Origin of the sequence: Streptomyces sp. NBC_01352, assembly GCF_036237295.1 — a bacterium.
Taxonomy (GTDB): Bacteria; Actinomycetota; Actinomycetes; order Streptomycetales; family Streptomycetaceae; genus Streptomyces; species Streptomyces plumbiresistens.
Window position 1 is genome coordinate 4,145,734 of record NZ_CP108354.1, and the last position, 26,899, is coordinate 4,172,632.

Consider the following 26,899-nt stretch of genomic DNA (forward strand, 5'->3'; position numbering starts at 1 on the left):
GCCCGCTCAGAACAGGCTCAGCAACGCCTCCGCCGGGTCCGCCAGGCCGTTCTCCCCGTCCGGCAGCGGCAGTTCGAACCACACCGTCTTGCCGCGCGGCGTCCGGCGGGAGCCCCAGGCCGCGCTGAGGAGGCCGACCAACTGCAGTCCGCGTCCGCCCTCGTCCGTGTCGCGGGCGCGGCGGCGGCGGGGCTGGACCAGGCCGGAGTCCCAGACCTCGCAGACCAGCGTGCGGTCGAGGAGCAGCCGCAACCTGATCTCGCCCTCGCCGTACCGCAGGGCGTTCGTCACCAGCTCGCTGACCAGCAGTTCCGTCGTGTCGACCAGGGGTTCCAGGTCCCAGCTGAGCAGCTGGCCGCGCGCGTACTCACGGGCCTTGCCCACGCTGCGCGGCTCGCGCGGCAGCGTCCAGTCGCCGACCGAGTCGGCGGGCAGGCCCTGGACGCGGGCCATCAGCAGGGCGATGTCGTCCTCTCCGTGGTGGGTGTCGAGGGTGTTGAGGACGTGGTCGCAGACGTCCTCCAGGGGAGCCGAGGGGTCCGTGAGGGCTCCGACGAAGGCCTGGAGGCCCTCGTCCAGCGGGTGGTCGCGCGATTCGACCAGTCCATCCGTGTAGAGCGCCAGCAGAGCGCCCTCGGGGAGTTCGACCTCGACCTCCTCGAAGGGTTCGCCCCCCACGCCGAGCGGCATGCCCGGCGGCACGTCCAGCATCAGCGCCGCCTCGCCGGGTTCGACCAGGACCGGTGGCAGGTGGCCCGCGTTCGCGAACGTGCACCTGCGGGTCACCGAGTCGTACACCGCGTACACGCAGGTCGCCAGGTACACCTCGGAGAGGTCCGCCTCGCGGGGGCGACGGGCGGCGCGGGTGGCCTGCTGGACGCCTCCCGGTGCCCCGAGTCCGCGTGCGATCTCGTCCAACGCGGAGAGTACTTCGGCCGGTTCGAGGTCCAGCAGGGCCAGGGTGCGTACGGCCGACCGGAGTTCACCCATCGCGACTGCGGCCCGCAGGCCCCGGCCCATCACGTCCCCGACCACCAACGCCGTGCGGTGCCCCGGCAGTTCGATCACGTCGAACCAGTCGCCGCCGACCTCGCTGGGCCGGTCGGAGGAGGAGTTGCCGGGCAGGTAGCGGCAGGCGATGTCCAGGCCGGAGGCGACCGGGTCGCCGGGGGGCAGCAGGGACCGTTGCAGCATCAACGCCCGTTCGTGCTCGCGCCGGTAGAGGCGGGCGTTGTCGATGCAGACGGCGGCGCGGGCCGCCAGCTCGACGGCCAGGTCCCGGTCCCGGTCGCCGAACGGCTCGCTGCCCTTCGTGCGGGCGAACTGCGCGAGGCCTACGACCGTGTCGTGGGCGACCATCGGCACGGCGAGCGTGGACTGGACGAGGCCGCCTTCCTCGGCCGGGATGCGCCGCGGCCGTGCGGTGCGCAGGGCGTCCGCGCACAGCGAGTTGAAGGGGTAGTGGTGGACCGCGCCGACCGCGACCGGATCGCCCGAGCCCGCGAAGGGCGCGTCGGAGACGGCGCTGGCGAAGGCGACGCGACGGAGTTCCGCGCTGCCGTCGGCGAGGCCGGGCGGCGTCTCGTCGCCGGCCAGCAGGCCCTGGTAGAGGTCGACCGTGGCCAGGTCGCAGAAGCCGGGGACGACGACGTCGAGGAGTTCGCGCGCCGTGGTCTCCAGGTCGAGGGAGTTGCCGATGCGGGCGCCCGCCTCGTTCAGTAGGGCGAGATTGCGCCGGGCGGCGGCGGCCTCCCGGGCGGCGGCGCGGCGGGCGGTGATGTCGAGTCCGAGCCACGCGATGCCGATGGGGCGGCCGGAGCCGCTGTGCACGCGATAGAGGTTGATGGACCAGTGGCGGCGCTCCTCGGAGCCCGGCACGAAGCCCGTGACGTGCATGTCCGTGATGGAGTTGCCGGTGTCCAGCACCCGGCGCAGGGTCGCGGCGACCCGCTCGGCCTCGGGGCGCTGCAGATAGTCGTAGACGCCCTTGCCGCGGTGGTCGTCGGGGGTGCCGCCGAAGGTGTTGGCGAACTGCTGGTTGGCGCGGCGCACCCGCAGATCGGGGTCGATCAGCAGGAAGCCGAACGGAGATTGACCGAAAATCGCCTGCGAGGCGGCGAGGTCGGTCTCGATGCTGCGCAGGGTGCGGACGTCGACGACGATGCAGACGGCGGCCTTCTCGCCGTCCTCGGTCCGCGTCGGCATGACGTACACCTCGGCGAGACCCTGCAGGCCGCGCTCCCCGGGTGCCGTGTCCGGCATCCGGAAGGGGACCACGCCGGTCCACTCCCGCCCGTCGAGGATCTCGGCCATCTTCCGCTGGCCCCGCTCCTGGAGGTCGGGGTCGATGAACGCCTCGATGGGGTCCATGCCGACGGCCCGCTCGACGGCGATACCGAAGAGCTGCTCGGCCCGCAGGCTCCACTGGTCGACCAGCCCGTCCGGGCCGATGGAGAAGGACGCGACCTTGATGTAGTCGTAGATCGAGCCGGGCGGACTGCTCTGCCACATGGCGTCCCCGGGCGGCACGTCTTCCGGACGGATCACGGCCTCGGCACCACCCGCGGCCTCCGTCCTCGCGCCGTCCGACGGGTCTTCCGACTCCGTGGCCTTCGCTGGTATCTCGCTCACGCGAACCGTCCCCTCCAGCTCACCGCGTCCGGCACCGGTCACCGGGGGCGGCTGCCCGCAGTATCCAGCACTACGGCGCCGCACAACACGGTGTTCACGATCACAGCACGGTCCCGATGGTTTTCGGTCCGGACCGTGACAACACCTACAGTCTTCTAACCAGCGGACACGTCGTCGAATCCCGCCTGTCGACAACCGCCACTGGCCTGAACCAGTTGCTCGACAGAGCGCGAGCGGTCGTACACCGTCGGATCATCCCGGCACGGCGAGTTCGAACCACACCGTCTTGCCCGCCTCGCCGGGGCGGCTGCCCCAGCGGCGCGAGGAGTGGGCGACGAGTTGCAGGCCCCGGCCGCTCTCGTCCTCGGGCCGGGCGACGCGCTCGCGGGGCGGGTCCGGGAGCGGGTCGGAGACCTCGACGAGCAGGACGCCGCCCAGGTCCGCGGGGCGCACCAGCCGTACGCCGATGGGGCCGGTGGCGTGCCGCAGGGAGTTGGTCACCAGCTCGCTGACGAGCAGCGCCGCGAGGTCGGCGAGGCTGTCGAGACCCCAGTCGCGCAACTGCCCCCGGACGACGGCACGGGCGCTGCGGACGGCACCAGGGTCCGCGGGAAACGTCCACTCGACGCAGTCGTCTTCGGTGTCGATCACGCCGATCACATCCCGAGCGAGCCGGCTCACCCATGTCCGCTTTCGTGGGGTTAATGGGCACATACCCTATATCGAGCGGGGAGTACCGCCCCCGACGGCGCACTGTGGCACGAACGGCGTACGGGCGATCAGCGCACGCCGTTCGCGGACCACGCGCAAGAGACGGTGCGCCCCCGGCCACGGACACCACGCGGGAGTCCGTACGCCCCGGTCATGGACGACATCCGGGAGCCGGTACGTCTCCGGCCACGACCGCCGTACGGGAGCCGGTACGTCTCCGGCCACGACCCCCGTACGGCGATCAGCGCGATCCGGCCTCAAGCCACGCCGCCTTATCCCGCACCGCCGCACGCCCTGGTCCAGCCGGTGGACGAGCCGGGGGCCGCCCGGGTCACGGACAGCATGCGAGAGCCCGCACACCTTCGGTCACGGCCCTCGTACGGGATCAGCGCGGCCCGGCATCCAGCCGCGTCGCCGCCTCGCGGACCGCCGGCACGTCCTGATCCAGCCAGGGCACGTCCCAGATCTCGCCCGGGGCGAGCCAGCGGAGCTCGTCATGGTCCTGGAGGGGCTTGGGGTCGCCGGAACCGGAATGGATGCGGGCCGTCCACACCTGGAGGACGTAGGGCGGCTTCAGGGGCCACTCGCCCGGGATGCGCTCGACGGGCTCGGTCTCGACGCCGAGTTCCTCGCGCAACTCCCGCACGAGCGCCGCCTCGGGCGTCTCGCCCGCCTCGACCTTGCCGCCGGGCAGTTCCCAGCGCCCGGCGAGTTCGGGGGGCGCACTGCGACGTGCCGCGAGGAGGCGGCCGCCGTCGAGCAGGGCGGCCCCCACCACCACGATCCGTTCCGTCATGGGCCGGAGCCTACGGGAGCGCGGGGGCCGGAAGGACCGGAAGGGTGGGAGGGCTCAGTCGGCCGAGCTGCTGCCGTTCTGCCCGATCCGCTCCACCCAGTAGAGCTGCTTGTGGCCGCGGGAATCGAGACTGTCGGCGATCTTCTGCGCCTCGGCACGGGTCGCGTACCTGCCCACTCGGTAGCGATTGCCGTTGTCGTCCTGCCGTATGACGAGCCAGGGAAGAGTGATCGTGCCGTCGTTCATCGCGCCCCACTGCTCCTTCCCGCCCCGGCCCGCCCGCTTCCCACCCACAGCCTGCGTCGAGCCCCACCCGCTAAGGAAACCGCAATCCGCATATGCCCGAGCCTACGCCCTACCTTTACGCAGCGAACACGCCTTTTCACAAAGAGGTACGCAACCAGCCAGGACGGACCGGCGCATCGGGGGGCGTGCACTATCGAACGCGCCCCCTGTACGCATCGATGCATCCGGTCAGCGACATGCCCCGCGCATCTGCGCCGACCTGCAAAAACGGCCGAATTCGAACGCCGTACGAACAGGCGTCGGTTGGGCGATCGCCGGGGGCAACTGCCAGGAGGGCGTGCGCCACTTCACACGGGGCATACAACAAGTCGGCCAGGAGGCGCGCTACTTCACCGGCAGGTGGTACGCGACCCGGTAGCGGTCCGCCGGGATCACCACGTCCGCCGTCTCCACCGGGCGGCCCGAGGCGTAGTACGTGCGCTGGACGACGAGGACCACATGACCGGGGACACCGCCGAGCGCATGGAGTTCTTCGGCGAGGCCGGGGCGGGCGCCGACCTCCTCGGTGACGTTGTCCACGACCACGTCGATGGCGGCCATCCGCTCGACGACGCCCATGCCGCCGAGCGGGCCCTCCTCGGGCAGCATCACGGGCGTACGGCCGGTGACGGCGAGGGGCTCCCAGGAGGTGGAGAGCATCATCGCCTCGCCGGCCTCCCGGAAGACGTACTTCGTGCACATCACGCGGTCGCCGGGCCGGATGTCGAGCCGCTCGGCGACGGCACCGCTCGCCTCGGCCTGTTCGCTGCTCGACTCCCAGGTGCCGCGCACCTCGCCGTCGGCCTGCTCCTGCCGGAACGGTGTGGCCCCGCCGGCCGGGCGGTAGCCGGAGCGGGCAATGGGCCGGGGCACGGGCCGCTCACGCACGTACGTGCCCGAGCCGGAGCGGCCCTCGACCAGCCCCTCGGCCATCAGCACCTTGCGCGCCTCGAGCGCGACCGTGTCCGAGACGCCGTACTCCTCGCGGATCCTGGCCTGGGAGGGGAGGCGGGTGTGCGGTGGCAGCGAACCGTTGACGATCTTCTTGCGGAGATCACCCGCGACACGCAGGTACGCCGGCTGCTCACCGAATGTCACTGGCCGCTCCCATCAGGTTGTACAGACAGCAACAGCGTGGCAACCGTAGGTTGGGCCGTGCAAGCAAAGGCCAGAGAATCACTCGATGTGATGACATATCTGGGGGCAGGGCTTTACGCAGGCACTTTCTCCCCGCTATGGCGGGCGTCACACCTCCAGGTCGTCGCCCGATCCCCCGGTGTCCCCGCCGGTGCCGCCCTCGTCCTCGGCCGGTGGGGTGGTGGCCAGCCCCAGAGCCTTGCGTGCGGTGACCGACAGGTCGGAGTCCTCCAGCTCCAGGGCCTCGCCGTAGTGCAGGTAGAAGGCGTCCACGTCGGCGGCCACGGCCGCCTTCGCCCACGGCAGCACCAGGGCCTCCGCCTCCTTGGCGACGGCCTCGACGGGCTTCTGGGCGTCGGCGGGCCAGGTGTGGCCGCGCAGCAGCCGGGCCTCGTCGTCGAGCGCGGCCGCCACCTGCGCGGCCCACTCCTTGTTGGCCTTCAGATCGTCCTCGGGCAGATCCTCGGGCACCGACTCCATGGCGGCCTGTGCGCCGTTGACCGCCTTCAGGTAGGCGAGTTGGTCCGCGTCGAGCGTCGTCTCGTCGTTGCGCAGCGAGCCGCCCTCCATCGCCACGTCACTGTCCGTGTTGCCGAACGCGCAGGTGATCTCGCGGTCGCCCAGATCCCAGCTCTCCGCGGACGGCACGACGTAGTAGACGTCCACGTCGTCCGGGACGGCCCAGGCGTCCATGGCGTAGGCGGACCGGAGCGCGTAGCACTTGTCCTCGGCGGTGGCGGTGACCGACGCGTCGCCGGGGAAGTCACCGCCCGGCAGCACGACGACCGCGAACACCTCGCCGTCGTGCGCGCCCGCGCAGGAGACCTCGTCGAGGTCGTACGTCGAGCCCTCCAGGCCGGTCGGCGAGTCGAAGCACTCGCCCTTGGCCGGCGAACTGGTGCTGCTCGCCGCGTCCTTGAACCCGTCCCAGAACTCCGACATACCGTTCGTGGCGAGCACCAGCACCCACAGGGCCAGCCCGAGGGACGACAGCACGGACCCGATTATGGCCATGGCCTTCCCGCGCTCGCCCCGCTTCTTGATCTGCCGCAGCGCGATCAGCCCGAGGACCAGTCCCACGGCCGGCAGACAGCACAGGACGCCGAGGACGAGAGCGGCGATGGCGAGCCCGTTGACGGGCGCCGGCTGGTTGTACGGGCTGTAGCCCTGGCCCCAGCCCTGGTAGGGCGCCTGGGGGTACGGGCCGTAGGGAGCGCCGTACGGCCCCTGTGCGGACGGCGGAGGCGGGGGGTACTGGCCCTGCGGGTACTGGCTTTGCGGGTACTGGCCCTGCGGGTACGGCCCTTGGGGTTCCTGAGGCTGGTAGGGCCCAGAGGGCGGAGGTATGGACACGAGTACCGTGCTTCCTGGTTCGGGCGGCGGGGCCGGGACGAAGACCGTGACGAGGCCGTACAGAACTGACGTACGCCAGGCCGCATGGTAAGCGCGGGGTTGATGGGGGCGGAATGCCGGTCACGAATACGACGATCCGGGCGGCCAACGCACTGACCGCGAGGTGGGCGGGGTCGGCGGAGGGCGGGACGGTGTTCTCGGCGCCGGGCGTCTGGCCGCTGCTGGCCTTTCTGGCGGACGGGGCGACGGGGGCGGCGCGGGCGGAAATCGCGCAGGCGCTCGGGGTGCCGGCCGGTGAAACGGCCGCCGCAGGGCGGGAGTTGCTTGCCGCGATGGCTCACATCCGCGGCCTGGACACGGCCGTCGGGTTGTGGACCGAGCGCACGCTGGAGCCGCGGGAGGAGTGGGAGGCGGCACTGCCGGCGGGGACGCGCGGGGTGCTCACGGGAGACACGGCGGCCGACCAGGAGGCGCTGGACGCGTGGGCGGCCAAGCGGACGGACGGCATGGTCGAGCGCATGCCGGTCGCGCTGACGGACCGTACGAAGATGGTGCTGGCGAGCGCGCTGGCCCTGCGGACGGAGTGGCTGCGCCCCTTCCGGGAGGGTCCGCTGATGCCACAGACCGGGCCCTGGCAGGGCCGAGTGCTGCGGGGACTGCGCCGGAGCAGCGAGCTGCTGGACCGGGTCGGCGTGGCGGACACGCCCCACGGTCATGTCACCGAGCTGAAGGTGCTGGGCGACACCGCTGTCGACGTCCACCTGCTGCTCGGCGAGGAGGGGATGACCGCCGGGCAGGTGCTCGGGGCGGGCGTGGACGTCCTGGCCCGCCGGTGTCCGGTCGTGCCCGGGTCTCAACTCCCGTACGGGGAGGTGGGACCGGGTCTGCACGTGGTGAAGGAGCGCCGGGCGCGGCCCCTGCCGCCGACGCTGGAAGTGGTGACCCCGGCCTTCCGCCTGGACGCGCGGCACGATCTGCTGAAGCTGCCCCGGGTGTTCGGCCTCTCCACGGCGATGGACACCTCGACCGGCCACTTCCCCGGCATCAGCGCTCTCCCCCTGGCCATCGGCTCGGCCCAACAGTGCGCGACGGCGACGTTCGGCGGACTGGGCTTCCGTGCCGCGGCCGTGACGGCCGTCGCCGCGCAGCCGGGCAGCGCTCCGCCCGCCCTGCGCTGGACCACCACCAGCGTCCGGGCCACCTTCGACCGCCCCTTCGGCTTCCTCGCCGTGCACCGCGCCTCGCGGCTCGTCCTCGCGGCGGGCTGGGTCACGGACCCGACGCCCTTCCGCGAGGACGGCCGTCACTGACCCCGCGTCAGAACTGCAACGCCCAGGCGTCGATCCGCCCGACGTCCTGCGCCGCGTTGTCACTGACCCGCAGCCGCCACGTGCCGTTCGCGACCTCGGAGGAGGCGTTCACCGAGTACGTGGTGTTGATGTTGTCCGAACTGCCGCCGGCGCCGTACGCCTTGAGGGTGTACGCCGTGCCGTCGGGGGCGACCAGCTGGACCTGGAGGTCACCGATGTAGGTGTGGACGATGTGGACCTCGACGGCCAGGGCCGAGGGCGCGTTGCCGGTGACTCCGGAGACGGTCACCGGGGACTCGGCGGTGGAGTTGTCGCTGATCGCGTAGTCCCCGGTGTTCTCGAAGCGGGGGCCGGGCGGGGTGGTCGTACCGCCGCCGACGTACAGGAGCCGGTTGGGTGAACCGGTGCCCGGGCTGGTGACGACGCCGGTGGTGGCGGCGGCCGTCAGCGCGGCGGAGACCTGGGCGGGGGTGGCGGACGGGTTGTCGGCCAGGTGGAGGGCAGCGGCTCCGGCGACGTGCGGGGTCGCCATGGACGTACCGGAGATGGTGTTGGTGGCCGAATCGCCGGTGTTCCAGGCGGAGGTGATGGACGAGCCGGGCGCGAACAGGTCCAGGACCGAGCCGTAGTTGGAGTAGCTGGCGCGGGCGTCGCCGGAGGTGGTGGCTCCGACGGTGATCGCCTCGGTGACGCGGGCGGGCGACCTGGTGGAGGCGTTGACGTTCTCGTTGCCGGCCGCGACCGCGAAGGTGACGCCGGAGGCGACGGCGTTGCGTACGGCCGTGTCGAGGGCGGTGTCCACGGTGCCGCCGAGGGACATGTTGGCGACGGCCGGCTTGACCGCGTTCCGGGCGACCCAGTCGATACCGGCCACGACCTGGGCGGTCGTACCGGAACCGGAGTTGTTCAGCACTCGCACGCCGACGATCTTCGCCTTCTTGGCCACCCCGTAGGCGGTGCCGGCGACCGTGCCGGCGACGTGGGTGCCGTGGCCGTTGCCGTCCTGGGCGGTGTTGTCGTTGTCGATCGCGTCGTAGCCGTAGGAGGCACGGCCGCCGAAGTCGCTGTGCGTGATGCGGACGCCGGTGTCGACGATGTACGCGGTCACGCCCTGCCCGGCGGAGTCCGGGTAGGTGTACGAGCTGCTCAGCGGGAGGTTGCGCTGGTCGATCCGGTCCAGGCCCCAGGAGGGCGGGCTGGGCTGGGTCGCCGCGATGTGGAAGGTGCGGTTCTGCACGACGGAGGCCACGGCCGGGTCCGCGGCCAGCTGCTTCGCCTCGGCCTCGGAGGCCTCGACCGCGTAGCCGTTCAGAGCCTTCGTGTACGTCCGCTCGATGTCGGCACCGTACTTCTCGGCCAGGTTCCGCCCCTCGGCGGTACCGGCACGCGCCTGGTCCGCCTTCAGGGTCACGATGTAGCTGTCGGCGACGGCGTTCGCGGCGCCCTCGTACTGGATACGGCCCTCGGAAGCGGCCGGGGCGGCACCCGCGGGGAGGGCGGAGACGAGGCCCGCGACGAGTACCGCGGTGGCCATGGAGCTGATCGTTGCCAGTCTCCTCGTGGCCAGTCTTCGCCGGGTTTGACGCATCACTGCCATGTGAGGGGTCCTCCTCAATTGGTGGTGCGCTGGTGGGGATGGTGCGGTGGTGGGGATGGTGGTGCACGCGCAACAGAGCCCGACGCCACTTACGGCAGGAACATGTCAATCTCCGTGCCGTACCTGTGCGTCAGCCGAAAGATTGGGGCTTGCGAAGGAATTGCACAAGGGCCCTGCACGGACGAAGGGACGGATCGATCCATGTCCTGGCCCGTGGCATAGCATCAACTTCCCTTCCCACTTGGCCACTTACTCCCCAGGGCTGCTCGCATGCAAGACAGAAACACGGCGGACGCCAGAAACACAGCGGACGCCGGCTCCGCGCATGACAACGCGTCCTCGTCCTTCGCGGACGATGTGATCCAGAGCGTCCTTCCGGACGCGGCCGACACGGACCGGCGCCGGCGGAACCGGAAGGTCCTCATCAGCGTGGGCTGGGTGGTCGTCAGCTCGCTCGTGCTGTTCCTGCTGACGAAGAGCATCGACTGGCTGACCTCGGAGCACGACGCGAGGGTGACGAGCGAGGCCGACGACAAGGTCGACCGGGAGGGGCCCGCGTTCTCCGCCGGCGTCCGGCAGGACACCGAATACCCCGAGGCCTCGCTCTACAACGCCCCGTTCTCCGATCAGGAGAAGCGGCAGATCCTCGTCCCGCGCCCGGACCTGGGCCCGTTCGACAAGGCCCACGACGCACGCAGCGTCTTCTACTCCGACGTCTGGAACGCCTCGACAGGTTCGCAGTGGTGGGGCTACTCCGAAGCCTGGCTGGCGGACCTCATCAGCGACCGGCAGGCCGCCCTCGTGATCAACGGCATGCGGATGAAGGGTGTCCGGTGCGCCCCGGCCAAAGCCAACACGGTGATCATCACCCACGGTGAGGGCGAGGGCAGCTACAGCGGAATGCTCTTCGACGTGACGCGCTCCACCAGCACCCCCCTGATCACCGGGAGCGACGAAGAGCACTACGGCGAGCCGTACTTCGCACACAAGAAGATCGACCTCGGCAACGGCGCCACGCCTGGAGGCCTGCGCATCCAGGTCACGTCCGGGACCAGGGACTGCACCTGGAAGGCCTTCGAGGTCACCTACGTCGACTCGGACGGAACCCACACTCAGGACATCACGAACAACGGCAAGCACTTCGCGGTGCACGGCATCGCGGAACACCCCAAGCAGGTGTACGAGTTCACCGTCACCGGCATGGCGGAGTGCAGTCCGCTGGAGCGAGGGCGCTACGAATGCCCGGGATGGTGACGAAGATGACCACATGGAAGCGGAGCCTGACCGCGGCCGGTGTCCGGGAACCGGAGCTGCGCGGCGACTACGACGACGGGCGTCGGCTGGTGGCGCGGTTCCGCCGCAGTTCCTACCTGGCGGCCCGTCTGCTGCTGCCGCCGTCGGTGCTGCCGCACGTGGTGGCCGCGACGGCCGTGATGCACCACGGGGACAACCTGCTGGACACCGGCCCGAAGCCGCAGCGGATCGCGGCGTGGGCGTCCTGGGAGCAGCGGGTGCGCGAGGCTCTGGAAACGGGGATGTCCGACGACCCGCTGATCCGCACGTTGCTGCACACCGTCGCCGCGTATCCACGGCTTCGGGGGGTGGTGGAGGAGTACCTGTCCACCGCCGGCGCCGAGCTGGAGTTCACCGGCTTCGACTCCGAGGCCGACTACCAGGCCTACGTGGACGCCTACTCACTGCCCGCCTTCATGCTGCTTGCCGTACTGCTGGGCCCCGAGGACGATGACGGACGGTACCGGGCGATGTGCCGGACGCTCATCGACGGCAGCCAGCGACTGGACTTCGTCAATGATCTCGCCGAGGACGTCGCGGAAGGGCGGCCGGGCATTCCGGCTCAGACCCTGGCGCGTTTCTCGGTCACGCCGGCGGACCTCACGGCGGGGCACGAGTCGCCGGGCCTGCGCCTGCTGGTGGAGCACGAGGTCGACGCGGCCCGGGCCGCCCTCGAGGAAGCCCGCGAGGCAGCCCACGCCCTTGCCACCCAGGTCTCGGCCTCCGGCCTGGCCCTGCTGAACGCATTCGTCGAGATCGAGCTGCTGACCGCCGACGCGGCCCTGACCCGCGGAGCGGCGCTCCTGCACGGCTCCGCGAGCCCTCCACTGCTGAGCACGCTGCGGGTCCTGCGGAAGGCTCGCCGTACGGTGAGCGGCCGCCGCACGTTCGTAGGCGAACGCAGGAGATCCGAACCCCCGCGCAGCGCCGCGTAGTCCTCGGCCGGGACGAACGCCGTTCACAGCGTGAACCTCGAGCAACTCGCCCCGGCACTCTTCCGCTCAGACGTTGAACCGGAATCCGTAGTGAAGAGCTCCCACCTGCGGAAACATGGTCCTGGAGAGGGTCATCCCAGCACGGTCTCAGCACGGGCGTTCCATCCCAGCACCCTGCAGCCCAGGCGACTCCTGCACGCCTACGCAGGTCGGGTGTCAGCGCTCCAGTTCCCCTCGCCTTCGATGGCTGGCACGTTGCGTCCAGGGATGTGGGCCGCATGGCGTGCTGTAGAACTTCCCGGCAACGGTCCCACGCGTTCGGTAGCAGGTGCCCGTAGATGGCGGCTGTGGTTTTGACTGATCGGATCGCGAGGTCCGTGCTTCGGCGTACCAACTCGCCGGCGCTGGGCTGGGCCTGCTTCGGCAGAGCTCGGCAGAGCATTGAGCACTTTGGCCGTGGGCGAACCGAGCACCTCTGGTGCCGGGACGAGGGAAAGACCTCGGCCGGCCAAAGGCCCTGAGCATCGCCCGGATTGCTCAGGGCCCCGTATTCCGGAGTGGTGGTCGTGGTAAGCGAGCCCGCCCCGGGTCCGGCCATGCTGCCGTGCCGCAGCAAGCAGCACTTACCGATACTGCTCCGTCGGCGAGGCGGACAGCACGACCTTGAACCGGCGGAACGGCCCCGGGCTGCCGTCGCGACGGGTCATGGACACTGACCTGGTCCGACCAGCTTGGCCACGACATGCACGCTACTGCCGCCGTCAGCTCAGACGCACCCACTCGGCCATGGAGGGCACACCCTTCTCGTTGACGAGGAAGAGCATGTACCAACCCGGCGGCGCGATGTCGCGGTTCTCCGTCACCCGCACGTCGAGCCCCCCGCCTCCCTGCCGTGCGATCACCAGATCGACAAGTCGCTGATTGCTGTCGAACGAGTGCGTCGTGACCCCGTTCCGCAGCAGCGAGGCCCATCGGATGGCATCCGCGTCCGGAGTCACGACCGTCACCGTCTCGCCGTACTGCCATTCTTCGGGAACCGAGCCGATGGTCGGGCGCCCTCCTCGGAAGAGGTAAGGCGGGCTGAAGATCTCCAGCCGCATCTCCTCGTTCTCGTCCGGCGGCTCGAAGGTGACCGATTGGCCGCCCTCCGGGTTACCGCCCGCCGCGACAACCCGACCGTCCGGCAACAACACAGCCGTGGAGTGGTACAGGCGTGGGACGGTGGCAGCCGCCATCAGGCTCCAGCTGTCCGAGGCGGGGTCGTAGATCTCCGCCTCGTGCCGGGCCAGGGGTTCGTCCTCCTGCTTCAGCGAACCTCCGCCGACGAAAACCGTACGGTCGGGCAGCAGCACGGCGTTCAGGTGCAGCCGCGGCAGGCCCAGCGGCGCGGCCGCCGTGTAGCGGGGCTCGCCGGCGGTGAGATCGACGACGCTGACCGCGTCCGTCGCGTCCGTCCGGTCGGGCTTGCCGACCGGACCACCGCCGATGACCATCACCCGCTGATCCTGGGCCGGGGGGAGGATCACGCTGGCGGACTGGTTGCGCATGTCGGGCATGAGCAGGTCCGGAACCGCGACCACCTGAACGGGGTCGTGAGCGAGGTCGAGGATGCCGGGCTCGACGTCAAGCGGGTCGTCCATCCGCCCGCCGGAGAAAAAGACCCGGCCGTCGGCCATCAGAAACAGGTGGGCGTACAGCGGCAGCCCGGGGAAGCCTGGCTCCAGGTCCGTCTCCCGCCAGTCGTCCGTCTCAGGCGAGTAGGTCTCCAGTGTCTGGTTGTGACCCGCGCCGAACTCGTCGAGTCCGGTCGTGGCCAGCACCGTCCCGTCGCCGAGCGCGATCAGCGTCGGGTACCAACGCCCGTGCGCCATCGAAGCAGCGAACGACCACTTCCCGCTGCCCGGGTCGAAGACCGCAACGTCTTTGCGGCCCTTGAACGGGTTGTAGGCGAGCGTGCCCCCGGCGGACAGCATCCGGCCGTCCGGGAGGAAGACGTCGCCGCCGCAGAACATGTCGAAGGGCCGGCCGTCTGCCGTACGCAGGGTCCCCGGGTGAGTGAAGGCGTTGCCCGGCGGGTCCCAGACGACGCTGGTGAAGACTCCTTCGTCCTCGTCGCCGAAGAGCGGGCTGTCGAACCGCCTCACACTACTGCCCGACCCGGCGAAGAACAGCACGTCGCCCTTTGGCAGCAACGCGGCGTGCACCGCCAGGACGCCCGAGTGGAATGGCAACAGCTCCCAGCGCCCCTCCCGCGCGGGGTCCGGTTCCAGCTCCAGCACCTGATACAGGCCCTGGTTCTGCTGCGGTGGGGCATCGGCCATCGACGCGATCAGCGTCAGCCGCCCGTCGAGTTCCGCGACGGCGATCCCGCCGCCCTGGTTCTGCCAGGAGAACCAGTTCGGCACGCCGCGCCACTCTCCCCACCCATCGCCGGGCAGGCCGTCTTGGTCGAGGTCCCGGGCGATCCGGTAGAAAGCCTGATTCTGGTCGACGGCATCGTCGACATGGAAGACGATCAGGTCACGGCCGCCATCCCGGTCGAGGTCGGCGACCGCGACGCCGCAGGCCGCGTTCTCCCACGAAAACCAGTCAGGGACGTCCTGCCACGGCGTCCAGCCGCCGGTCACGGCACCGTCCACCCCGAGTCCGTGGCCGATCCGGAACAGCCCCCGGTTCTGCTGCGGCCCGTTGTCAATCATGAAAACGAGCAGGTCGCGGGCGCCCTGCGGGTCCGGCGGCGTCACGGCAACGGACACCCCCTGGTTCTCCCAGGAGAACCAGTCGGGGATGTCGGTCCAAGGCGTCCAGGGGCCCATGACGGTCCCGTCGGCGGACAGACCCCGGCCGATCCGGAACAGCCCGCGGTTCTGCCCCGCGGCGCCATCTACCATGGCGACGACCAGGTCCTGGCGGCCGTCGGCGTCGAGGTCAGCGAGGGCGACTCCGGCACCCTGGTTCTCGTGGGGGAACCAGTCAGGGACATCGGCCCACGGCGTCCAGGGGCCCATGACGGTCCCGTCGGCGGACAGACCCCGGCCGATCCGGAACAGCCCGCGGTTCTGCCCCGGCGAGTTGTCGACCATGAACACCAGCAGGTCCTGGCGGCCGTCGCCGTCGAGATCGGCCACCGCGACCCCGGCACCCTGGTTCTCGTGGGCGAACCAGTCAGGCACGGGTCGGAACACGTTCGGCATCGCACATCCCTTTCAGATCGGCATTTCAGCCGGCATGGGTCCGCCGGTCAGATCCCTGTAGCTGTGCCTGTAGCTGTGCCTGGACTGAGACTGCGCAGGAAGGGAAGGGACGGCATGAAGAAGTACTCGCCGCCCTTCATGGTCACGGCCTGCGGGACGACCGGTATGCCCAGTTGCTTGGTCGTCCCGCCCCAGACCGACGGCCATGCCGCTGTCGGGCGGGCGCCCTGGCCGATGACGGGGTCGAGACCGGGCTGCGGGTCACCCGCGGGGACCCTCGGGAAGCCGGCGTTGTTCGCCCAGGTCCGCTGCGTGAACTCGAACTGGTTGCCCAGCTCGGAGTTGAAGGCCATGAACAGCAGGCCGACGCCGCCAGTGGGCCGGTATTGCGGCAGCGTGTCGTCGTTCGGGTCGTCCTTCCTTTCCCCGTACGTCTGGCCGCGCCGCGCCATCAGATGCCTGCGCTCGTCCTCCGCCTCTTCGAAACCGCCGGAACCTCGCGGGTTGGTCTTGCGGATGTGGCCCTGGAACGGGCATTTCATGCCGTGCTCGTCGTTCGCGTAGTCGAAGTTGTTCATCACCGGGCTGTGCGGCCCGGCCGCGCTCTGCGTGGTCAGCGGTGTGCCGTCCTCGAAGCGGCCGACGATCATCGCGCCCGCGCGCTCGCGGTCCTCGCCAACCAGTTTCAGCTGGTCGGCCAGGGCCTCCTCTGCCTGCTTGAACATCTGCACGTTCTGCTCCAGCTTGCGCAAAACGAAGTAGCTGCCGAAGTCCAGTTCCGGATCGGGTGCCGCCGGGTCGGGGACCAGAACGCGGTCCAGTGGGGTGGCGGGATTCCACACCGAGGTCCCGTCGGTACCGCGCCGCTCGTCGTCGACGTCTTGACTCCAGAACAGCGGCTGGCTGCGCCCGTCGACGTATCCGAAGTGTTCGATCCCGTCTCCGTTCGCGTTGCGCAAGCCGAGGCCGGTCTCCTTGCCGATGAGGTGGACCGAGGCGGGCCGCACGGCCTGGACCTGGGCAAGCCTGGCTGCAACCGTTACGGCAGAGGCATCGCCGACGAGCACAACCGCGTGGATCTCCTCCCGGTACGGCTCCTCCCGCAGTGAGAGACCCGGGTCCGAGAGTTTCTGCCGGGTCTGCTCGTCCCGCATGCCCAGCCGGAACGAAGGGTCGGTGGGCGCCTGGGCCGACAACCCCAGCTTGTCGTAGCCCGCCTTCGTCAATCCCACACCGACGTACGGCGTCCCTGGCGCGCCCCCAGCCTTGAACGCCGCCACCTCCCGGAGGTGCTCCCGCGCCGACTTCATCAGGGATGCGACCGCGGTCAGGAAGGCCCGGGCGTCCACGGCGCCCTCCGGGCTGTCAGTGAAACCCAACAGCAGTACCGACAGAAAGTCCCGGACGTGAGGCTTCACGATGTTCGGTTGCAGGCGGTCGAGCATGGCGTCGGCGTCAGTACCGACGTCGGCCGGAACATCTGCCCACGTCAGCAAAGCATTGCGATCGATCGACACGGCAATCCTCCCTCTCGCCAAGCCGGATTCCCCCGGCCTGCCGCCCAGGCAACCGGGGACGGCCGACGGGCGCATCGGGGAAAACCCTCGGACCTGGCGTAGCGGTCAAGGCCGTGTCCACCCCGTCATGGGCACCGACGGCGGCGCCCGGTGCTGGAGGAGCGGGAAACGGTCCGGGTTGCCCGGCTAGCCGGGCGAGTCGAAGACCAGGCCGTGGGACATCAGGATGCGGGTGAGTTCCGTGCGGGAGCGGACGCCCAGTTTGCGATAGACGCGGGTCAGGTGGGCCTCGACCGTCTTGTGCGAGATGAACAGCGCGGCCGCCGTCTCGACGTTGTTCATCCCGTCGGCGATGGTCCGCGCGACCTGTAATTCCTGCGGCGTGAGACGGTCGAACGAGGGGACCGAGGTACCGGGCGCCGGACGCTCACCCGCGGCGGCCAGCTCCACCGCTGCTCTGGCCGTCCACGGGCGGGCACCCAGCGACTGGAACGTTGCGTGAGCCGCCAGCAAGGGCAACCGGGCCGCCGCCGGGCGGCGACAGCGGCGCAACACCTCGCCGAGGCACAACCGGGTGCGCGCGGCCTCGAACGGCATCTCCCTACGCCGGTGGGCGACTTCGGCCACCGCGTAGCAAGCCTCGGCCTCGTCACCGTCGCCGGCGAGCAACACTCGGCCACGCGCGGCGGCTGCGGCCGGCCAGGCCAGACCGGTGGACCGGGCTCGCTCCTCCAACCACGCCAGGACGGTCTCGGCCCGGTCGCGGTCGCCGGTGCGCAGGTGGGCCTCGACGAGGTCGGCGGCAAACGGCACGATGACGGGATTGTCGAGGCCGCCGTCGGCGGCCAGCGCGCGGGCGTGTTCGAGATACGCGACGGCGACGCTGTGTTCGCCGTGGCCCAGCGCGACCAGGCCGAGGGTGCCGGATCCGTAGACCTCCAGGGAACCGATGCCCAGCGGCCCGACCTCACGCCGGGTCCGTTCGATGCGTTCCTCACACAGCGCCCGTTCGCCCCGGGCCGCGTCGAGACGGGCCAGGCTCAGCAGGCTGTAGCCGATCGCTCCCATCTGGTGCAGCTCCTCCGCCCAGTGCAGCGCCTCGGTCGCGTCGGCATAGGCGGCGGACCACAGCCCGGCCCAGCGGTCCAACTCGCCGCGTGCGCCGAGGGCGTACGCGAGCGTGGCCGGGGCCCCGGACCGGCGCGCTGCGTTGATCGCGGAGGTGAGCACCTTGCGGGCGCTGTCGTCGTCCTCCAGCCATCCGCACACCCGGCCGATCAGCACGAGCGTTTGCTGCGTGTCCACGGCATCCGCCGATTCCAGAGCCGTGCGTGCCGCCTGCAGCCACCGACGGGCGGCTGTCACCTGCCCGGTGAGGGCCAGAGCGAACGAGGCGCAGGCGGAGATCTCCACGGGCAGCTCGGCGCCTTCGCCGGCCCCCGCCAACGCCGGTGCGTCCACCGAGCCATGCCCGTCCGCCACAGCCGACCTGGAAGGTGCCGCGGACACGGCGGGGTGTCTGCCGTCAGCGGGTAGGGCAGGGACCTGCATCGGCGATGGGCCGGCAGCGAGTCGGGCCGCCTCGTCCGCATCCCTCAGGGCCAGGTTGCCCCTCCCTGCCATGGCTGCGGACAAGGCCGCCTCGGCAAGGAGTTTGCCCGCCCGGGCCGGATCGATGGCGCGGACGGCATCGGCAGCGTCCAGCAGTTGGTCGTGGGCAGGAGCAACCTGTCCGATCCAGATCAGCACACGGCCGCGGACCAGCGCTATGTCCGCGCGCAGCAGCGGATCGGTGGTCTCCGCAGCGGCGGCGTCGCACCACGCCGCGGCATCGTGCGGCAGTCCGCCCAGGTGCGCATCCACGGCGGCCCGCAGCAACCGCTCCACCCGCAGCCGACGGTCCGAGGTCAGCTCCGCTGCCCTCCGCAACGCCCGCGCCGCCACCCCGAATCCGCTGCGTTCCCGCGCCCGGCCAGCGGCCTCATCCAGTGCCGCGGCGACCTCCTCGTCCGGCCCAGCAGCCGCTGCTGCCCGGTACCAGACCCGCACTTCGCCTGTGGACGCTCCGGCCAAGGCCCGGTAGAGGTCGAGTCGGGCCGCTGGAGTGAGGCATTCCAGCACCACCAGACGCAGCAACGGGTGACGCAGGTCCAGGGCCTGGCCCGTCGCCGTCACAAGGCCCGCGGCGTGCGCCGGGTCGACATCTGCCGGAACCAGGCCGACCGAGGAGAAGGCCCTGGCCAGTACGTCGGGGGCTGCGGAGTAACCTGCCGCGATCAGGGCCAGCGCCCGTCGGGTGCGCTCCGGCAGCTTGTCCAGCCGGGCCGTCCACGCGCGGCGGAGCTGCTGTCCCACGGGAAGAAGCTCCGGCATAGGCCGCATCCCTGATAATTGACCCGAGTTCAGGCCCGCCACCGTCTCCAGCAGCGCCAGCGGGTTGCCCCCGGTGGCACGCACCAGGTCGGCCAGCACCTGGGGCGACGGAGCGACTCCCCGGCCGGCCAACAGCTCGGCACACACATCGGTGGGGAGGCCGGCCAAGTCGACACCCGGCAGCCCCGAGGCGGATGGCTCAGGGGCGTCGGACCGAACGGCCAGCACCATGGCCACTCGTTCGCTGGACAGCCGCCGCGCCACGAAGAGCAGCACCTGCCGCGACGAGGGGTCCACCCACTGCAAGTCGTCCACGAGCACGACCAGGGGGGTAGCGTCCGCGGCCGCCGCGAGTACGTTCAGCGTTCCTGCGCAGACAGCGAGGGAGTTCGGGGGTGGGCCGGCCGCCAAGGCCAAGCACACGTCCAGCGCGGACCGCTGGGCCTCCGGCAGGTCCACCAGCCCCACGCGGAAGGGTGTCATCAGATCGGCGAGCGCCGCAAAAGGCAGCACCGACTCCGACTCGACGCCGCACAGCCGCACCACGCGTGCACCGCGGGCCGAGGCACCGACGCTTGCGTAGTTCAGCAGCGCGGTCTTGCCCATTCCCGGCTCACCCCGCAGCACGAGCGCGGCACCGCACTCGGCGACCGCGGTGAGCACTCCGTCCACCAGCAGGCGCTCCCGCTCCCGCCCCACCATCACCTGCTGATCCGCCACCTGAGCCGCCGCCCCGTCCCCACGCCCCCGTGCGCTCGCGCTCCGTGGACTCACTGAAGCACAGACGGCAGTTCGCCACAATTGTCTGCAACAAACCCCTATCAGACCGACGTTCGCGGAACAGCAGACACCGAGACCAGCCGCCGTCCTCGTCCGCTCCCGCGTGAATCCCGCTGTTGTACGTCGGGTCGCAGCGCCGACTGGAGCTCAGCCTGGCCGGCGCAAGCCGAACTGCGCCGTCTTCGCGAGCGCTCTACGCTGGCTGCCCTCGGTTTCCCCACAGAGAGCAGATTGTGTCTGCGCCGTCGCGGTGGACGTTGTTCGCTTCCCGGAGCATGCTTCAGGAAGCGTGATGGAGCTGGCCGTATCAAGGCTCGCCCATCGGCCACGGGGGCGATCATCATGGACAGTCATGCTGTATCCGGCGCTTCGGCCAAGACGAACGTGGACGTCGTTCTGGAGGGTGGCGGTGTCAAAGGCATCGCCCTCGTCGGTGCGCTGAGGGAGCTTTGCGCGGCACATACCGTGCAGCGTGTGGCTGGTACGTCGGCGGGAGCCATCGTCGCGGCACTGCTGGCGGCCGGGTACACCATCCCGGAGTTGGAGCAGGAGATGCGGAGCCTGGACTTCGCCTCGTTCCAGGACGGGCCGGCGCGTCACTTCGGCAAGGTCGGGGCGGCATTGGCCGTGCTGCTGCACAACGGCGTCTTCAAGGGTGACGCTCTGCATGCCTGGATCGAAGCGCGGCTGGCGGACAAGAACGTCACGACCTTCCAGCACCTGCGGCGCAAGGAGGAGGGAGACGACACCAGCACGCCGCCCTACAAGCTGGCCGTCGTCGTGAGCGACATAAGCCGGGGGCGTGAGCTGCACCTGCCGGAGGACTACGAGGCGCTGTGCGGGGTGAATCCCGACACCGCCAAGGTCGCCGACGCTGTGCGTGCCTCCGCCTCGATCCCCTTCTACTTCCGGCCGGTGAAGTTCCGTACCGGCCCGTCGCAGGAGTCGCGACGGCTCGTGCTCGTCGACGGCGGTCTGCTGTCCAACTTCCCCGTTGCCCTGTTCGACCGGCAGGACTCGACACCGCCGCGCTGGCCGACCATCGGTATCAAACTATCGATGCGGCGGACGGCCAGCCAGCAGTGGCAACCAGCCCGGAATCCTGTGGAGTTGGCGAGGCGGCTGGTCTCCACCATGACCAGCGCCCACGACCGGATCCACGTGGATCAGAACCACGTGCAGGACCGCACCATCTTCATCGACACCGACAAGGTTCGGTCGACCGACTTCCGCATCACCCAGGAACAGACCGAGATGCTTTACGCCAACGGCGGCAGCGCCGCACAGCAGTTCCTGGCCACTTGGGACTTCGGGCAATGGCTGAGCCGCTATCACCCGTCGCAGGGCGGGACGGGCGCACCGTCCTGACCCCGTGAACGGAACGGGGGAAATCATGAACGCCCAAAGCCGCAAAGGCTGGCTGCGCAGAACCCACGCCCGTCGAGCAGCAGCGCGGACTGCCGCACAGGGCGCCTCATCGGCATCCGCTGCCGCAGGACCTCCCCACCTCAGGTCAAATACATGGCTGCATCGCGCGCAAACACGTTTATGTGTACTGCGGTACGAGCTCAAGGCCACACGGGGGCAACCGGATCGCCTGTGTCACAACGGGGTCCGGCAAGGGGAGCTGCAGGCAGGAGTGAAGTGTCTCCTGGACGCGGCCGAGCGTCACATGCAGCAGGCCGCCGAGAGCCAGAGGGACTGCTGCACGAAGGAAGTCATCGGTTACGCGATGGACGACCACTACCAAACCCAACTGATATCCAGGGCGATCCGCAACGCGGCACGGAACAGGAATATCTCGGCCGGCGAGATATTTCACTCCGACCGCGGAAGCAATTACATGTCAGCCATTCGGGAAGACGCTCGACCGGTTCGGGCTCCGCAGATCTTCCGGCCGCACCGGGACCTGTTTCGACAACGCCATGGCCGAATCGTTCTTCGGCGCCCTGACGAACGAGCGCGTATCAAGGGTGACTTACCTGACCCGCGAGGACGCCCGGCAGGACATCACTCGCTACATCGAATTCTGGTACAACCGCAAACGCCTCCACTCGGCAGTGGGTTACCGCCCTCTGCGCGAATTCCACGCCGAGTACGAGAAGTTGCGAATCGCCGCGTGAAGTAAACGGTCAGAAGCCTGTCCGGAAAACGCGAGGCCCCTCAAACCTCGCCCGGATTCAACTACCGAACGGAAACGCCCTGAGCTGCACAAACACCTTGTCGCATCTCGCGAACCCAGACCTTGAACGTTGCACCGCAACGCACGGTGCAGGACAGCAAATAGCCCCCTGAACTGCACAAACACAGACCAGGAGGCGATTCGAGGCCAAGCTAAACGTTGAAGCGGAATTCGGCGAAAACGCTGTGACCTGCTAAAACGCGACGTCATCCAGCACCGATCCAGCACGGGCGCCGAGAAAGGGCGCCAGAAGGCCCAGGGCCCCAAGATTACACAGCCTCACCGCGGTACAGCTGCTGAGCGACGCAGGTGGCCTGCACGGCCACAAATACGCCATCAATGCTCTCGTCGCCGCGATGGCGCTCCGTCTCCCGGCGCCCGTCCGCGACGCGATGAGGGCCGGCACACTCTCACACGCGCGTCGGCTTTCCGCATTCGAGCGGTCCTGGGTCACAGCCATTCCTGGTTGGCCGGTCGCACTTTGTCCAGTGCCTCGCGGATCTTCTGGCCGATCGTGATGAGGCGTGATTCCGGGAGGCGGCTGGTGGGCCCGGCAACGGCGATCGCGGCGCGGGGGTGACCACGACCGCGACACATGAGATCCCTGCCTGCTGGCTGTCCAGGTCGAGGGCGAAGCCGTGGCGTTCCGCGTCGGCGATCTCCTGCGCGTGGCGTTCCCACCGGTCCGGATCGTCGGCGCGGACCAAGTGGGCGAGGTCGGGGTCAGCTGCGAGCAGGGCGTGGCCGAGCGCCTCGCCGATCAGCGGCTTTCGCTCGCCGGGCCTGACGGCGAGGTGCAGGGGCTGGTCCGATTGCACGGCGTCCACGCACAGGTAGTCGGTGCCGGTGGCGAGTGCGAGGAAGGTGGACTCGCCGGATGCCTGGCTCACGTTCTTGAGCACGGGCCGGATGCGGGCGCGCAGGGCGTGCTCCGCCTCGGCGTCCAGGCGCAGCAACCGGTTGAGCTTGCCGGTCAGCCGGTAGGCGGCGCCCTTCTTGTCCTGGGTGATGTACCCGAGCCCTTCGAGGGAGGCGAGCAGATTGTGGGCGGTGCTGCGGTTCAGGCCGGCGCCGTCGGCGAGTTCGCTCAATCGCGCGCCTTCGGGGTGTGTCGCGATGCGTTCCAGCAGGTCCAAGGCCCGCTGCACGGACGGGAAGTGGGAGCCGCTCCGGACCAAGGAGGAACTATCGCCAATCCGCGCCGCAAGGGCGGCCTCGGGAAGAACCCGGAGCGGGCGCCGGAGCGCGCCTAGCAGCTGACCGCGATCGACCCGGACTGGAACTGCCCGTGGCCACTGGACCGGCAGCGCCACTACCGCGTCCTCGCGGACCTGGTCGACGCCGACGGCAGCCTGCCCGAGATCAAGGCTCAGCAGGCGTTCCAGCGCGGCCTGGCGGCCCTCGCGCAGTGGGTGGAGCGGGAAGGTGCCCACCGGCCTGTCCCGCGCGGCCATGCTGAAGAGATCGCGGTCGACGGTGAGCCGGAGCCGGTGGTCGTCAAGCTGGGCGTATGGGCATCGAACGTACGTGCGAGGCGGGACAAGCTCGCCCAGGAGCAGCTGGACGCGCTGCGTGAGCTGGGCGTGGAGTGGGCGTGACACAGGCTGCGGCTGGTCGTTGAACCGGGCGGTCAAGCGAAGTGCACTGAGAGGCTCCGGGCGTTGGCCCGGGCTTGCAGGTTCCAAGATCGGTTGAGAGACGGCGGCTGACCCAATCCGACGCACCGTGCCGCAGACCATCCCTCCGGCAAGAGTCCGGGCATCGGCGTGCCACCCGGGCAGCCCCGGGATGCCGCCGGTCAGCCGATCAGATGCAGTCCGTCCTCGAAGTCGATGCGTGCGAGGTCGGCGCGCGAGACGATACCGAGTTTGGGGAAGACGTTGGCCAGGTGATGACCCACCGTGCGGGGACTGATCAGTAGCTGTGCCCCGATCTCCCGGTTGGTGAGTCCTTGCGCGGCCAGCCGTGCGACTCTCAACTCCTGGGCCGTGAGGATGGCTGCGGTGTCCCGGGCCGGTGCGGAGTCGCGGCGCGGTTGTTGCCCGGTCAGCTCCTGTTCGGCCCGGGTGCGGGCGAGCAGGGGAGCCGCGTCGAGTCGCTGGAAGGTTTCCGCGGCTTCGGCCAGCTGTGTCCGGGCGTCGGTACGGCGGCGGGCCCGTCGTAGCCATTCGCCGTACAGCAGGCGGGTGCGGGCGTAGTTGAAGGGCCGCGACGCGGCTTTGGGGACCTCCAGGGCAAGCCGGAAGTGCTTCTCCGTGTCCGCGCCTGATGCGAGCAGGGCGTGGACGAGGTGGGTCGCGGAGATCGCCCACGCCGCGTTGGTCCGCTCGGCCCACCGCAGCAGCAGTCGTGCCTGTTCCTCGGCCGTCGCCCGCTGTCCGGCCTGGAGGGCGGCCTCGGCGGTGTCCGGCGCGGCGAGCACGGCGATGGTGGGGTGTGTGGCGTGGTGTCCGTGCTCGCTCAGCCGGACCAGGCGGTCCAGTGCTTCCTCGGCCCGGCCGGCGAAGAGCGCCGACATGCCCAGGTTCCACTCCGCGCAGGCGCTGAAGATGCGCACCCCACGCGGCACCCATACCTCGGTGAACCGGGCGGCGACGTCAGCGACGGTCTGCTCATCGCCTCGCGCGGCTGCCAGCCATCCGAGAGTGGCGCGGCACTGCGCCGCCAAGTGGTCGTCACCGGTGCCCTCGGCGACTTGGAGCCCTTCAAGGGCGTTCGCCGTGGCCGAGGTCCAGGCGCCTTGCACGATGTCGAGGGCGACGGTCTGGGCCAGTGCCTGGGTCAGGGCGGTGACCTGGTCCGTGTGCCGCAGCCTGTCGCTCTCGCGGCGGAGCGCCTCCTGCAGGGCGGATTCGATGCCCCAGGCCAGTGCCAGCGGGGCTGGTGGCATCAGGAGCCAGGAACTGCCGCTGAGCCGGGTGAGGATGTCCGCGACAGAGGTCACCACCTGGTCGCGGTCATCGGCGTGGTCGTCGTGTTCCTCGGTCCACCATTGGCGCAGCAGCGGCAGCAGATCGGCGTTGGGGAAGTCTCCTTGCGGGAGTCGGTGCTGGAGTCGTTGGAGCGCTTCGCGTTGCAGTGTGCCGTGGCTGGCTGCCCAGGCTGCCCGCAGGGCCATGCTGCCGAGTTTGAACGCCTGTCCGGGATCGGCCACCCGCTCCATGTCGCAGGTCAGCTGGCGGCAGGCGGTTTCCAGGTCGCCGTGCGCGAACTCGATCAGCCCGCGCAGTCCCTGGCTGAGGTCGGCGACGGTGGATGGGGAGGTGAGTCTTTCGGCCTGCTCCAGCATGGCCCGCGCCGCGTCGACGTGGCCGGCCTCCCAGGCCGCCCCCGCTCCGTGAGCCAGTCGTCTGGCCGCGTCGTCCCTTGCGGGGGACAGTTTCGCCGCGCGGCGCAGGGCGCGGGCCGCGGTGGCGCAGCCGCCGCGCTGCCAGGAGCGGTGGGCCGACTCCTCCAGCAGCCGGGCGACTTCCTCGTCGGTGCGGCCCACGGCTTCCAGCGCCGCGGCGAGGTGCCAGGGGCGCAGTTCGTCGGCGTTCTCACCGGTCAGTGCGGTGGCGAGGGCATGATGCACGGCCTGGCGGTCCGCGGGCGGTGCTTCCTCGTAGACCACGGCCTCCATCAGTGGGTGGCGGAAGCGGATCCGCCCGTGCGAGCCCGTGGTGAGCAGGCCCGAGTGCAGCGCCTCGTCCCATACGGCTGCGTCGAGGCCGAGTGCAAGGCCGGCCTGGCCGATGGTGGTGCGATCGCTGCGGTCGTCGGCGGCGGCGAGGAGGAGCGCGGTGCGGGCGGGCGCGGACAGCCTCTCGATCCGGGCGCGGAAGGCACGGCGCAGGCGTGGCCCGAGGGCGATCCGCTCATCGGGGAGAGGGTGCGTCGAGATGTCGCCGGCCGCCACGGACGTGGTCAGCTCCTGGAGAGCGAGGGGATTTCCGGCTGCCGCGCGGATGGTGCGGCGGATCACCGCCTCGTCCGCGTGCGGGGCGACCGCACGGGCGAGGAGCCGGGCGTCCTGGTCGCCCAGCTCCCCCACCTCCAGGGCCGCCAGGCTTTCCCAGGGCCCGTCGACGGGGTCGTCGTGGCCGGTGAGGAGCATGACCACACGTTCATTGCGCAGGCGGCGCGCGACGAAGGCCAGGCACTGCGCGGAGGGCTCGTCGAGCCATTGGGCGTCGTCGGCGACGATGAGCACCGGCCGTTCCCTGGTCAGCTCGCCGACCAGCGTCAGCACGGCCACACCGATCAGAAACCGGTCCGCCACGTCGCCGCTCATCCCGAGCGCCCCGTTCAGGGCCTTGGCCTGCGGCTGCGGAAGCGCACTGATCCGCTCCGTCACCGGCCACAGCAATTCGTGCAGCGCGGCGAAGGCCAGCCCCGACTCCAGACGAGTACCCCCGCACCGCAGGACGGTGAAGTCCGCGGCGGCTGACTCGGCCACGTATTCCAGCAGGGCGCTCTTACCGATGCCGGGGTCACCCCACAGCACCAGCGTCGCCCCGTCGCCCTGCCGGGCACCGTCAAGGATCCGGTCAAGGGCCGCCTGCTCCTGGCGCCGTCCGTATAGGTTCATTTGCTTGAAATCTTAAGGGGATACGACGCCCCGAGCCACTCCAGCACCCGCGTTCCACCTGATTTGACGGTTCCATGACCGATACGACGACCGATTCGCTTGCGGCTCGCTGTCCGTAGAGTCGGGCCTGGTCAGCGCACTCGCGCGCGCACCGCGGGAGACGACATGGCGACCGCGATCACCGAAACTGGAAGCAAGGACAGAACCGCAGGGCCGGCGCGCCCCCTGCGCACAG

At 70.2% G+C, this 26,899-nt stretch carries 17 protein-coding genes and 2 pseudogenes; 7 read left to right on the forward strand and 12 right to left on the reverse strand.

Features of this window, described 5'->3' with window-relative positions:
* Positions 1–6: 6 nt before the first annotated feature.
* The 6 genes from OG252_RS19175 to OG252_RS19200 form a co-directional block, all read right to left on the reverse strand.
* Positions 7–2,631, reverse strand: a complete 2,625-nt coding sequence (locus OG252_RS19175) for a SpoIIE family protein phosphatase (RefSeq protein ID WP_266434223.1) — start codon at positions 2,629–2,631, stop codon at positions 7–9.
* 252 nt (positions 2,632–2,883) lie between these two features.
* A complete protein-coding gene (locus tag OG252_RS19180; RefSeq protein WP_266448108.1) occupies positions 2,884–3,291 on the reverse strand; it encodes an ATP-binding protein in 408 nt (135 codons plus the stop codon).
* A 436-nt stretch (positions 3,292–3,727) separates the two neighbouring features.
* The gene (locus OG252_RS19185; protein WP_266434226.1) at positions 3,728–4,138 is read right to left on the reverse strand and encodes a (deoxy)nucleoside triphosphate pyrophosphohydrolase; all 411 of its coding nucleotides are present in this window, start codon (positions 4,136–4,138) and stop codon (positions 3,728–3,730) included.
* A 54-nt stretch (positions 4,139–4,192) separates the two neighbouring features.
* A complete protein-coding gene (locus OG252_RS19190) occupies positions 4,193–4,384 on the reverse strand; it encodes an SPOR domain-containing protein (RefSeq protein ID WP_053749454.1) in 192 nt (63 codons plus the stop codon).
* Between the two features lie 384 nt (positions 4,385–4,768).
* Complete coding sequence (locus OG252_RS19195; protein ID WP_329337453.1) at positions 4,769–5,521, reverse strand: GntR family transcriptional regulator; 753 nt, start codon at positions 5,519–5,521, stop codon at positions 4,769–4,771.
* Between the two features lie 147 nt (positions 5,522–5,668).
* On the reverse strand, positions 5,669–6,913 hold the full coding sequence (locus OG252_RS19200; protein ID WP_329337455.1) for a DUF4190 domain-containing protein: 1,245 nt from the start codon (positions 6,911–6,913) through the stop codon (positions 5,669–5,671).
* Between the two features lie 113 nt (positions 6,914–7,026).
* Between OG252_RS19200 and OG252_RS19205 the strand changes: the two genes are divergently transcribed.
* On the forward strand, positions 7,027–8,223 hold the full coding sequence (locus OG252_RS19205) for a serpin family protein (RefSeq protein WP_266434235.1): 1,197 nt from the start codon (positions 7,027–7,029) through the stop codon (positions 8,221–8,223).
* A 7-nt stretch (positions 8,224–8,230) separates the two neighbouring features.
* Here the strand turns inward: OG252_RS19205 and OG252_RS19210 are convergent, their stop codons facing one another.
* Positions 8,231–9,820, reverse strand: a complete 1,590-nt coding sequence (locus OG252_RS19210) for a S8 family peptidase (RefSeq protein ID WP_329337457.1) — start codon at positions 9,818–9,820, stop codon at positions 8,231–8,233.
* Between the two features lie 270 nt (positions 9,821–10,090).
* Between OG252_RS19210 and OG252_RS19215 the strand changes: the two genes are divergently transcribed.
* Both OG252_RS19215 and OG252_RS19220 read left to right on the forward strand, forming a co-directional pair.
* Entirely contained in the window at positions 10,091–11,074 is a 984-nt protein-coding gene (locus tag OG252_RS19215) for a hypothetical protein (protein ID WP_329337459.1), read from the forward strand.
* A gap of 5 nt (positions 11,075–11,079) precedes the next feature.
* A complete protein-coding gene (locus OG252_RS19220) occupies positions 11,080–12,048 on the forward strand; it encodes a squalene/phytoene synthase family protein (protein ID WP_329337461.1) in 969 nt (322 codons plus the stop codon).
* Between the two features lie 761 nt (positions 12,049–12,809).
* Here OG252_RS19220 and OG252_RS19225 read toward each other — a convergent pair.
* The 3 genes from OG252_RS19225 to OG252_RS19235 form a co-directional block, all read right to left on the reverse strand.
* Entirely contained in the window at positions 12,810–15,242 is a 2,433-nt protein-coding gene (locus OG252_RS19225) for a galactose oxidase-like domain-containing protein (protein WP_329337463.1), read from the reverse strand.
* A gap of 47 nt (positions 15,243–15,289) precedes the next feature.
* Positions 15,290–16,834, reverse strand: coding sequence for a Dyp-type peroxidase (locus OG252_RS19230; RefSeq protein ID WP_329337466.1), 1,545 nt, complete (start codon positions 16,832–16,834; stop codon positions 15,290–15,292).
* A 111-nt stretch (positions 16,835–16,945) separates the two neighbouring features.
* On the reverse strand, positions 16,946–19,852 hold the full coding sequence (locus OG252_RS19235) for a helix-turn-helix transcriptional regulator (RefSeq protein WP_329337468.1): 2,907 nt from the start codon (positions 19,850–19,852) through the stop codon (positions 16,946–16,948).
* Between the two features lie 402 nt (positions 19,853–20,254).
* Between OG252_RS19235 and OG252_RS19240 the strand changes: the two genes are divergently transcribed.
* The 3 genes and pseudogenes from OG252_RS19240 to OG252_RS19250 form a co-directional block, all read left to right on the forward strand.
* The gene (locus tag OG252_RS19240) at positions 20,255–21,280 is read left to right on the forward strand and encodes a patatin-like phospholipase family protein (RefSeq protein WP_329345161.1); all 1,026 of its coding nucleotides are present in this window, start codon (positions 20,255–20,257) and stop codon (positions 21,278–21,280) included.
* Positions 21,281–21,750: 470 nt separating this feature from the next.
* A complete protein-coding gene (locus OG252_RS19245) occupies positions 21,751–22,035 on the forward strand; it encodes an integrase core domain-containing protein (protein ID WP_329345162.1) in 285 nt (94 codons plus the stop codon).
* A 334-nt stretch (positions 22,036–22,369) separates the two neighbouring features.
* Positions 22,370–22,477 (forward strand): annotated as a pseudogene (locus OG252_RS19250) (DNA-binding protein); the annotation flags it as partial.
* Between the two features lie 27 nt (positions 22,478–22,504).
* Here the strand turns inward: OG252_RS19250 and OG252_RS19255 are convergent.
* Positions 22,505–23,242: an IclR family transcriptional regulator gene (locus OG252_RS19255; protein WP_329337469.1), complete on the reverse strand. Its 738-nt coding sequence runs from the start codon at positions 23,240–23,242 to the stop codon at positions 22,505–22,507.
* 30 nt (positions 23,243–23,272) lie between these two features.
* Between OG252_RS19255 and OG252_RS19260 the strand changes: the two are divergent.
* Positions 23,273–23,692, forward strand: a pseudogene (locus tag OG252_RS19260) (Helicase associated domain protein); the annotation flags it as partial.
* Between the two features lie 200 nt (positions 23,693–23,892).
* Here OG252_RS19260 and OG252_RS19265 read toward each other — a convergent pair.
* Positions 23,893–26,664: a helix-turn-helix transcriptional regulator gene (locus tag OG252_RS19265; RefSeq protein ID WP_329337471.1), complete on the reverse strand. Its 2,772-nt coding sequence runs from the start codon at positions 26,662–26,664 to the stop codon at positions 23,893–23,895.
* Positions 26,665–26,899: the final 235 nt, after the last annotated feature.